At 72.0% G+C, this 9,756-nt stretch carries 11 protein-coding genes; 3 read left to right on the plus strand and 8 right to left on the minus strand.

The features are described 5' to 3' along the window. Positions 1-13 precede the first annotated feature (13 nt). Both ACLBYE_RS16985 and ACLBYE_RS16990 read right to left on the minus strand, forming a co-directional pair. A complete protein-coding gene (locus tag ACLBYE_RS16985) occupies positions 14-1,525 on the minus strand; it encodes a DUF6880 family protein (RefSeq protein WP_447695075.1) in 1,512 nt (503 codons plus the stop codon). A 52-nt stretch (positions 1,526-1,577) separates the two neighbouring features. Continuing rightward, positions 1,578-1,817 (minus strand): hypothetical protein, encoded by a 240-nt coding sequence (locus ACLBYE_RS16990; protein ID WP_447695076.1) that lies wholly within the window; start codon positions 1,815-1,817, stop codon positions 1,578-1,580. Between the two features lie 137 nt (positions 1,818-1,954). Between ACLBYE_RS16990 and ACLBYE_RS16995 the strand changes: the two genes are divergently transcribed. Continuing rightward, complete coding sequence (locus ACLBYE_RS16995) at positions 1,955-2,206, plus strand: hypothetical protein (RefSeq protein WP_042672450.1); 252 nt, start codon at positions 1,955-1,957, stop codon at positions 2,204-2,206. Positions 2,207-2,212: 6 nt separating this feature from the next. Here ACLBYE_RS16995 and fabI read toward each other — a convergent pair whose 3' ends face one another. The 3 genes from fabI to fabA all read right to left on the minus strand — a co-directional run bounded on the left by fabI (position 2,213) and on the right by fabA (position 5,316). Continuing rightward, a complete protein-coding gene (gene fabI / locus ACLBYE_RS17000; protein ID WP_447695077.1) occupies positions 2,213-3,043 on the minus strand; it encodes an enoyl-ACP reductase FabI in 831 nt (276 codons plus the stop codon). Positions 3,044-3,412: 369 nt separating this feature from the next. Then, complete coding sequence (gene fabB / locus ACLBYE_RS17005; RefSeq protein ID WP_056528916.1) at positions 3,413-4,639, minus strand: beta-ketoacyl-ACP synthase I; 1,227 nt, start codon at positions 4,637-4,639, stop codon at positions 3,413-3,415. Between the two features lie 140 nt (positions 4,640-4,779). Then, entirely contained in the window at positions 4,780-5,316 is a 537-nt protein-coding gene (gene fabA / locus ACLBYE_RS17010) for a 3-hydroxyacyl-[acyl-carrier-protein] dehydratase FabA (protein ID WP_020092118.1), read from the minus strand. A gap of 216 nt (positions 5,317-5,532) precedes the next feature. On the opposite strand from fabA, the gene irr reads away from it, so the two are divergent. Then, positions 5,533-6,048: a Fur family transcriptional regulator Irr gene (gene irr / locus ACLBYE_RS17015; RefSeq protein ID WP_012319639.1), complete on the plus strand. Its 516-nt coding sequence runs from the start codon at positions 5,533-5,535 to the stop codon at positions 6,046-6,048. 140 nt (positions 6,049-6,188) lie between these two features. Here the strand turns inward: irr and ACLBYE_RS17020 are convergent, their stop codons facing one another. Beyond that, positions 6,189-6,752: an SH3 domain-containing protein gene (locus ACLBYE_RS17020; RefSeq protein ID WP_331318133.1), complete on the minus strand. Its 564-nt coding sequence runs from the start codon at positions 6,750-6,752 to the stop codon at positions 6,189-6,191. A 270-nt stretch (positions 6,753-7,022) separates the two neighbouring features. On the opposite strand from ACLBYE_RS17020, the gene ACLBYE_RS17025 reads away from it, so the two are divergent. Beyond that, a complete protein-coding gene (locus ACLBYE_RS17025; RefSeq protein ID WP_020092116.1) occupies positions 7,023-8,021 on the plus strand; it encodes a 2-hydroxyacid dehydrogenase in 999 nt (332 codons plus the stop codon). Positions 8,022-8,053: 32 nt separating this feature from the next. Here the strand turns inward: ACLBYE_RS17025 and ACLBYE_RS17030 are convergent, their stop codons facing one another. After that, complete coding sequence (locus tag ACLBYE_RS17030) at positions 8,054-8,680, minus strand: Crp/Fnr family transcriptional regulator (protein ID WP_447681413.1); 627 nt, start codon at positions 8,678-8,680, stop codon at positions 8,054-8,056. 87 nt (positions 8,681-8,767) lie between these two features. Continuing rightward, on the minus strand, positions 8,768-9,756 hold a 989-nt coding region (locus tag ACLBYE_RS17035; protein ID WP_447695078.1), incomplete at its 5' end, for a flavin monoamine oxidase family protein.

Below are 9,756 nucleotides of genomic sequence, written 5' to 3' on the forward strand. Positions count from 1 at the left end.
CCGGCCACACGGGTCAGTCCCGGACGAGGCTCCAGAACCCGTGCTTGCGGCCGTGCGCCTGCCGCAGAGCCGCGCGGTAGGCCTGCGGATCGGGATCGACGTCGCCGGACGCGAGGCGTCCCGCCAGGGCGTCGAGCTCCGCGAGGTAGCGCGCGCCGTGCGGGTAGGCGGCGCTGCGGCCGGTCTCGAGGATCGAGTCGAGGAGCCGGCGATACAGGATCGTCGCGGCCCGGGCGTGACCCTGCGCCAGCGCCTCGGCGACCGGCGCCAACACCGCGTACTGGTCGCCCTGCCAGGTCCCGGCCCGCGCGACGACCAGCGCGGCCGCACGGCGCAGGTCCGGCCATGCCGCCAGGAAGGCGAGCGCCCGGTGCGGCTGCGGGAAGGCCTCGGCGTGGTCGAGGGCGCGCTGGAGCGCCTCCTCGTCGTCGAAGTCCGGGAGCTTGGCGAGGAAGGTCCGCAGCATCGGCGCGTCGAGCTCGCGCTCGAACCGCCCCCAGCGCAGGGCCTGCGCCTCGTCGCCCCGGCCGAGCGCGTCGAGGATCTCGATCTCCAGGGCCTGCCGCTCCCGTTCCGGTCCGCGCAGGTCGAAGCCGGCGATCAAGTCGGCCCGGGTGGCGATTCGCAGCCCCGGGTCCTGCATGCGCCGGATCCAGTCCAGCGCCTCGGCGGCGCGCCCCGCGTCGAGGAGCCGCCGGGCGATCGCGACGCGGTTCTCCCGCCCCGGCAAGGTCGCCCGCTCCAGGGCGATGAAGGTGTCGGTGTCGCCGCGCCGGTCGGCGACGGCCTGGCGCAGGCGCAGGATCTGGATCCGGGCCGCCTGCCGATGATGAGTCGCTTCGCGGCGGGGATCCCCACCCTGCGGCAGGGCCGCCTCGGCGGCGGCGAGCCGGTCGTCGATCTCGGCGAGGGATCGCTCGGGCAGCGCCGGGATCATGTCGCCGAGGACGGTTCCGAGGGGGCCGAACGGATCCGCGGCGAACGGCTCGACCAAGCGCGCGGCCACCCCGGCGGCGTCCTCAGGCGGCAGGGCGCCGGCGATCTCCACGAAGGCCGCGGCGGCGCGGTCGAACACGCCCTGCACGGCGCCGGTGCTGTCGTCGACGCGGTTCAGTACCGCGTCGGCGCCGTCGAGGAAGCGGCGGAGCCGGTCGAGCGCGGCCCCCGGATCGAGGGGCCGCAGCTCGTTGAGGATCACCGTCACGGTCGTGTTGAGGTCGGCCGCGAAGGTCCGGCGCTTCTGCCAGTCGATGTAGCCCTGGGCGCCCTCGAGGGCCGTCAGCCGCCGGTCGACGATCGCCGCGACGGCCTCGGGGCCCTGGAGCGAGGCGAGCGCGGCGCTCACCAGCTTCTTGAAGGCCGGGTTGCGCCCGGTCTCGCCGAGGATCAGCGCGATCAGCCGGTCCGGGCCGAGCGCCGCGAGCGTCTCCGGCGACGGGGTCGTCCGCCGCGCGCCCTTCGGCAGTGCGGGCGCCCTGCGGCCGGCCGGCGCCGAAGCCGGGGTTACGCGCCGCGCACGCGCCACGAAATTTCCCGCCGCTGCGGACGATCGCGCATGTCCGTCCCGTCCGCCGCGGCTAGTCCACGACCCGGGCGCGGGGCCGGTCGCTGCCCTGCGCCGTCTCGTCGTGCCAGCCGCCGGCCTGATCCTGGTAGCGGATCCCCTCGGTCGACCCGGGGACCTGCTGCTCCGCCGCCGCGGCCTGCGCCGCCTGCAGCGCTTCCTCGCGGCTCGAGAACGTCTCGGAGAACACGTCGCCGACCTTGTAGGCGAAGCCGCCGTCGTGCTCGACGATGCGATAGGTAACCTCGGACATCACGCCTCCTGTACGCGCCCTCATCGTTGACCGCGAACCCGCCGGACGCGCCGGGGTTCCAGGCGACGGGGCCTCGGCCTCCGATCCGCCGGAATGTGGCCCTAACCCGGCGCGGTCCCGGCACGCAGACGACGACGATGCAGCTTCGCCCGATCCTCGCCCTCGCCCTTCTCCTGGTCGCCCGACCCGCGAGCGCCGAGGAGGGCTTCCTCGACAAGCTGTTCGGCGGCTCCGGGCGCGGGGCGCCGCCGAACCCCTTCGCGTCGAACTACCCCTCGGCGCCGCCGACGGCGGAGGAGGCGCGCGCCGCCCGGGAGCGGCGGTCGGTCCGCGGCGAGCGCGGTTCGCCAGCGGGTCCCCTGCCCCCGGGGCGTATCCCGGAGGAGTGAGGCGCCTCAGGCGTCCCCGACGACGCCGGCCTCGTCCTGCGCCTGCAGCACGTCCGGGCGCGGCATCGAGATGATGTTGTAGCCGGCATCCACGAAGTGGACCTCGCCGGTGACGCCGCCCGAGAGCGGCGACAGCAGGTAGAGGGCCGAACCGCCGACATCCTCCAGGCTGACCGTGCGCCGCAGCGGCGCGTGCGCCCGCTGGTGGTTGAACATCAGCCGCGCGTCGGCGATCCCGGCGCCCGCCAGCGTCCGCATCGGTCCGGCGGAGAGCGCGTTGACCCGGATCCCGTCCGGGCCCAGGTCGCTCGCCAGGTAGCGCACCGAGGCCTCGAGCGCCGCCTTGGCGACGCCCATGACGTTGTAGTTCGGCATGACCCGGGTCGCGCCGCCGTAGGTCAGGGTCAGCAGCGAGCCGCCCTGGTTCATCCGCTTGGCCGCGCGCTGCGCGATCTCGGTGAACGAGAAGCACGAGATCGTCATCGTGCGCACGAAGTTCTCGCGCGTCGTCACGTCGACGTAGCGGCCCTTGAGCTGCGCCTTGTCGGAGAAGCCGATGGCGTGGACCACGAAGTCGAGGCCGCCATCGAACCGGGCGTCCAGGGCCTCGAAGGTCGCGTCGACCGAGGCCAGATCCTCAACGTCGCAAGGCAGGACAATGTCCGAATCGAGCTTGGCGGCGAGGGGCGTTACCCGGCGGCCCAGGGCCTCGCCCTGATACGTGAAGGCCAGTCGCGCGCCCTGGGCGTGCAGCGCCTTTGCGATTCCCCAGGCGATCGAGTGATCGTTCGCGACGCCCATGATCAGGCCGCGCTTGCCCGCCATCAAACCCGTCATGCCGACTCACATCCTGACCGAGCACGCCGAACCCGCGAAGCGGGTCCGGACCGCGGTCGCGACCAGCGAACCGCGGCAGGCTGCCTTAACGCGGCTAGCGCCGCGATCCAAACGCGGCACCGGCAGACGGCGGGCAAAAAAATAGCCCCGCCGGCGGGCGGGGCATTGGTGGCGTCGGGGGCCGGGCTCAGAAATGCCCGTCCGTGTGGGACTCCGCCTCTTCCAGCGCGGCCTGCTTCGCGTAGATCGCCGCGACACCGGCGATCATGAGGCCGCCCAATGTTCCGAAGATGAAAGTCCCCATCGCCACCACCAGATCTCAACAGCGGGTAAACGCCGGCCCGCGGCCGGCGGTTCCGCGCCCGGCGATCAGGCGTCGACGTGCTTCAGGACCAAGGTGGCGTTGGTGCCGCCGAAGCCGAAGGAATTGGTCAGCACGTGGCCGAGCTGCGCGTTGTCCCGGCGCTGCTGCAGGATCGGCATGTCGGCGAAGGCCGGGTCGAGCGTGTCGATGTGCGCGCTCTCGCAGATGAAGCCGTTGTTCATCATCAGCAGGCTGTAGATCGCCTCCTGCACGCCGGTGGCGCCCAGGGAATGGCCGGTCAGCGACTTGGTGGCCGAGATCGGCGGGCAATCCTCGCCGCGGCCGAACACCTCGCGGATCGCCTCGATCTCCTTGTCGTCGCCGACCGGGGTCGAGGTGGCGTGCGGGTTGATGTAGTCGATCCGCGCGCCCTTCAGCCCGTCCAGCGCCTGGCGCATGCAGCGCACGGCGCCCTCGCCCGACGGGGCGACCATGTCGTGGCCGTCCGAGGTGGCGCCGTAGCCCGCGACCTCGCCGTAGATCCGGGCGCCGCGCGCCTTGGCGTGCTCCAGCTCCTCGAGGACCAGCACGCCGGCGCCGCCCGCGATGACGAAGCCGTCGCGGTTGGCGTCGTAGGCGCGGGAGGCGCGGGACGGGGTGTCGTTGTACTTCGACGACATGGCGCCCATGGCGTCGAACAGCACCGAGAGCGTCCAGTCGAGATCCTCGCAGCCGCCCGCGAAGATGATGTCCTGCCGGCCGCCCTGGATGATCTCGGCGGCGTTGCCGATGCAGTGATTCGAGGTCGCGCAGGCAGAGGAGATCGAGTAGTTCACGCCGCGGATCTTGAACCACGTCGCGAGCGTCGCCGACGCGGTCGACGACATCGCCTTCGGCACGGCGAACGGGCCGATTCGCTTGGGACCCTTGTCCCGCGCGATGCCGGCGGCCTCGACGATCACCCGGGTCGAGGGACCGCCCGAGCCCATGATGATGCCGGTGCGCTCGTTCGAGATGTCGCCCTGATCCAGGCCGGCATCCTGGATCGCCTGATCCATGGCGACGTGGTTCCAGGCGGTCCCGCCGCCGTGGAAGCGCATCGCGCGCCGGTCCACCACGCCCTCGGGATCGAGGGTGGGCGCGCCGGAGACCTGGCTGCGGAAGCCGTGCTCGGCGTAGCTGGCGTCGCGCGCGATGCCCGAGCGGGCCTCGCGCAGGGAGGCGAGCACCTCCTGCGTGTTGTTGCCGATGGACGAGACGATGCCCATCCCGGTGATGACGACACGGCGCATGATGGTGACACTACCTCCGTCGCGGTCCCGGTCGCCCGGGCCGCGTCACGGTCAGCTAAGGTGACGCGGACACAATCTCAACCGCCGAGACCGTCCGGCGTTGCGGCCAAGCCGCGAACCGGACGCGCGGCGGCTGCGGCTCAGCTCTGGAACAGACCGACTCGCATGTCCTGGACCTGATAGACGCGCTCGCCGTCGGCCTCGAGCCAGCCGTCGCCGATGCCGAGCACGAGCTTGCCCTGACGGACCCGCTTCACGTCGACATTGTAGACGACCTTCTTGATCGTCGGCAGCACCTGGCCGGCGAGCTTCACCTCGCCGACGCCCAGGGCGCGCCCGCGGCCCGGCGAGCCCAGCCAGCCGAGATGGAAGCCCAGCATCTGCCAGAGGGCGTCGAGGCCGAGGCAGCCCGGCATCACCGGGTCACCCTGGAAATGGCAGGGGAAGAACCAGAGGTCCGGCCGGATGTCGAGCTCGGCCGTCACGTGCCCCTTGCCGTGGGCGCCGCCCTCGGTCCCGATGGACGTGATCCGGTCGAACATCAGCATCGGCGGCAGCGGCAACTGCGCGTTGCCGGATCCGAAGAGTTCGCCGCGCCCGCAGGCCAGAAGATCCTCGTAGGAATAGTGCGACCGGCGGTTCGCACCCTGCGCTTGTGTCTCGGCGTCTGGCGGCATTGCGTTGGCTGTTTCCTCGGATGTGCGCGATCTTCGCGTCGCGGGCGACTATACTCGGCCCGTCGGCTGGCGCGCGAGTTAGCACGGGGCGCCGCGCCTTCAAAGCCTGCAGCCGCGGGTTATGCGGCAACGCTCGGGTTGCGACTGTCCGACCACTTCAATATACTGAGGAGACATCCGTTCCTTCAGGCCCCTCGTCGAGCGTTCAGTCCAGCGATGTCCGAACCGGTGCCATTCCAGGCCGTCTTCAACGGCCGGGTCCCCGCCCCCCAGTTGGAGGCCAACGGGACTCCGCGCCGCGGCTGTCCGCTGTCCGACCTGCGCGACCGTCTGCGTCGGGCCGGCCTGCGCCCGACGCGGCAGCGCCTGTCCCTGGGCTGGCTGCTCTTCGGCCGCGGCGACCGCCACCTGACGGCGGAGATGCTGTACGACGAGGCGATGCGCGCCAAGGTGCCGGTCTCGCTGGCGACCGTCTACAACACGCTGCACCAGTTCACCGAGGCCGGGCTCCTGCGCCAGCTCGCGCTCGACGGGTCGAAGGCCTATTTCGACACGAACCCGACCGAGCACCACCATTTCTACCTGGAGGACGAGAGCCAGGTGATCGACATGCCGGATTGCGGCATCACGGTCGATTCGCTGCCCGAGGCGCCCGAGGGCATGGAGATCGCCGGTGTCGAGGTGATCGTGCGCCTGCGCCGCAGCCGTCCGGCGGGCCGCCGCCAGGGCTGAGGCCCGGGTCCAACGCAGTACGCGAGCGACGCGAGGCCCGGCATCGTCCGGGCCTTCGCTTTTTCGGGCTGCCGGCGTGCCGGGAGCTGGCGCGCCGCCACCGGGGATGACGGACGGGCGCCGTCGGGGCGCCCGGGCCGCTACTCCACGACCTCGTTCGGGTAGACGCCCCACAGGCGATTCTGGCGGATGTAGCCGTCGACGTCCCGCTTGTTGGGCAGCGCGACGATCATGCGGCACCACGTGCCGGTGCAGCTCTTGACGCTGCCGATCACGCCGGTCTGGAGCTTGGCCTCGTCGTCGGCGCCGTCGTCGGCCTTGGCCCGCAGCGACACGGCCGCCTTCTCGACACCCTTGTCGGGGCCGGCGTTGACGATGGCGGTGCGGCGCCCGGACAGCAGCGAGTGCAGCACCCAGCCCTCGGTGCCCTCCGAATCGCGGATCCGGCGCCAGGTCTCGAACTCGCCCACGATCTCGACCGGCAGGCCGGCCCGCTGGAACACCCAGAGCGTCCGGTGATCCTTCGACGGGCCTTCGCGGAGGTTGACGCGGTCGGTCTTCAGGCTCGCGTAGCGCGGCAGCGGCAGCTTGGTCACCGGCCCGACCCCGGCCTCGGGGCCTGCGGGTGGCGCCGCGCGAGCGCCGGTCGCGAGGCCGCCGGCCAGCACCGCCGCGACGGCGAGGCTGAGGCGTGACACGCGCATGGTCGTCTCCCTATCCAGACGTGGCGTTGCTGGGCGCCGGACATGTCGAAAGCGGGGCCGGTTCGACACGCGGACCGGTCCGCATCCGATTGTGTTCCGGCCCACCTCTGGTAGAGAGGCCGATGGGTCGGAACAGGCTCCGGAACCGGCGCCCCGTGACCGATCCTGTCTGGCCGAGTTCGGTTAACGGACGCTTGCGGAACGCGGTCCGGGCGGGCGCCGCCGGGCGCGAGCCGCGATCAAGGCCGCTGGGCTGACGGGGAGAGAGACGTGTCGAAGCGCAAGCCGCTGGTGGTCGTGACGCGGCGCCTGCCGGATGCCGTCGAGACGCGGATGCGCGAGCTGTTCGACGTCCGGCTCAATTCCGAGGACGCGCCGATGGCGCCGGACGCCATGGCGTCGGCCCTGCGCGAGGCCGACGTCCTCGTCCCCACCGTGACCGACGAGATCGATGCCGGGCTGATCGCCCAGGCCGGCCCGAACCTCCGCCTGATCGCCAATTTCGGCAACGGCGTCGATCATATCGACGTGGCGGCGGCGCTGGAGCGCGGCATCACGGTCACCAATACGCCCGGCGTGCTGACCGAGGACACCGCCGACATGACCATGGCGCTGATCCTCGCGGTGGCCCGCCGGGTCACCGAGGGCGCGCGGATCATCCCGGACGACGAGTGGACCACCGGCTGGTCGCCGACCTGGATGCTCGGCCGGCGCATCACCGGCAAGCGCCTCGGCATCGTCGGCATGGGCCGGATCGGCCAGGCGCTCGCCAAGCGCGCCCGCGCCTTCGGCCTGCAGGTGCACTATCACAACCGCCGCCGGGTGCCGGCCGCCATCGAGAGCGCGCTGGACGCGACCTACTGGGAGTCCCTCGACCAGATGCTGGCGCGCGTCGACATCGTGTCGGTGAACTGCCCGCACACGCCCGCCACGTACCATCTGCTCTCGGCGCGGCGCCTCAAGCTGCTCAAGCCCGAGGCGATCGTGGTCAACACGGCCCGCGGCGAGGTGATCGACGAGAACGCCCTGGCGCGCCTGATCGAGGGCGGCGAGGTCTCGGCGGCCGGCCTCGACGTGTTCGAGCAGGAACCCGCCGTCAGCCCGCGTCTCGTCAAGCTCGCCCGCCAGGGCAAGGTCGTCCTCCTGCCCCACATGGGCTCGGCGACCTACGAGAGCCGCACCGACATGGGCGAGAAGGTCATCATCAACATCAAGACCTTCATGGACGGACACCGGCCGCCGGACCGCATCCTGCCGAGCATGCTCTGAGCGGCGTTCTCTGAACGGCGGACGGCGGCGCCTCACAGCGCGTCGCCGGCCACCGCCTGGGGCTTGGACATGCCCTGAACGCCCTGGAAGAGCCGCTCGCTGGTCAGCTTGAGGAAGTAGAACCCGAATTCGGGGTTCTGGTAGTAGAGCTGCTTCACGTCCGAGTAGGACACGCACAGCGCGTGTCCCGCCTCGACGCAGACCAGCGAGGCGGTGCGGGCGTTGCCGGGCGACAGGAGCCCGAGCTCGCCGACGATCCCGCCCTGGCGCACCTCGAGGTCGACCTCCGGGATCCGGAACACGCCGCTCTCGATGTAGTACATCTCGGTGGCGAGTTCCCCCTTGCGGAACACCACCTCGCCGATGCCGAACGGGCGTCGGGAGCCGAAGGGCCGGAGCCATTCCAGGGACAGGTCGTTCTCGGCGGCCGTCTCCACGTCCCGGACGAGGCGCAGCATCTGCCAGAGCCGGTAGGCGTTGAACGGCATCTGGATCAGTTCGGTCAGCACCACCGGCATGCTGCCGATCATGATGCCGTAGGTGATCACGGCGCAGCTCGCGCAGAGCGAGATGATCCGCAGCGGGATCATCGTGCTCATGGCCGTCGCCGTGATGGTCAGCGCCGTCCCGAGATAGCCGATGCCCTCGACCCAATCCATCGCCGCCCCCTGTCGCGTTTCGGCCGGGGGATGCCTGTCTTGTCCGGCTGCGGCAAGCGTTCCGGCAGTTTTCGCGCCGCGCGCGCTTCAGCCTGTGCCCGCCCGGATACGCTCGCCGGCGCCCGTCTGTACGACGGCGGACACGGCCTCGGCGGCCCGCACGCCCTCCGCGTAGGCGCCCCCGACCGTGCCCCACTGCTCCCGGGACAGGGCCTCGCCGGCGAACCAGACCGTGTCGGCGACGGCGGCGCGGAGGGCCTGCCGCGCCGGGGCGTGGCCTGGCGGGACCACGGCCCACGAGCCGCGCGACCACCGGTCGTGGCGCCATGCGCTCACCGCGGGGATCGTCAGGTCGCGCAGCCGCGCCCGGCCGAAATGCTCGCCCAGGACCGCGCGGACATGGCGGCGCACGCCGTCCGCGCCGGATCCTGCCGCGTCGATCGCCGCCGCCTCGTGCAGGTCGAGCTCGTAGTAGTGGAACGGCGTGTCGTCGATGCGGGTGAGGAGGCCCGGCGGGGCGCGCCGGCCGCCGTGGATCGCCGCCAGCCGGTCGCGGCCGCGGAACGGGCTCGACGGCCAGTGCAGCACCGCGTGCTCGTAGATGCCGGTGGTGAAGCCGTCGATGGCGGCGCGGACCGCGTTCGGCAGCGGCGGCGTGAAGGTCGGCCCGTCCCGGAGCACCATCATCGGCACCGTCACGATCACCGCGCGGGCGACGTAGACGGTCCCGTCCGCGCCGGTCGCGCGGACGCGGCCATCCGACCATTCGATCCGGGTCACCGGCGTCGCGAGCGCGACCGGCAGGCCGTCCGCCAGGCGGGCGAGATAGCTGCCGTAGCCGTCGGCCAGGAAGTAGTTGTCGCCGTACTCCATGCTGGGGAAGTCGTGGAGCGAGACCGCCTCCAGCGGCCGGCCCGAGACGAGGCCGTGGACCTGCGCGACCCGGTCGCCCCAGGCGCCGAGCCCGGGCGGGAGAGCGCTGGCGGCCGGCCGGTCGGGGCCGGGCCGCGCGGCGCCGCGGGTCATGGCGCGGTCCGCGCGGTCGAAGGCGCGCGCGTTGGCCCGGACGTCGTCGG

The sequence above is a fragment of the Methylobacterium sp. A52T genome (genome assembly GCF_053346095.1).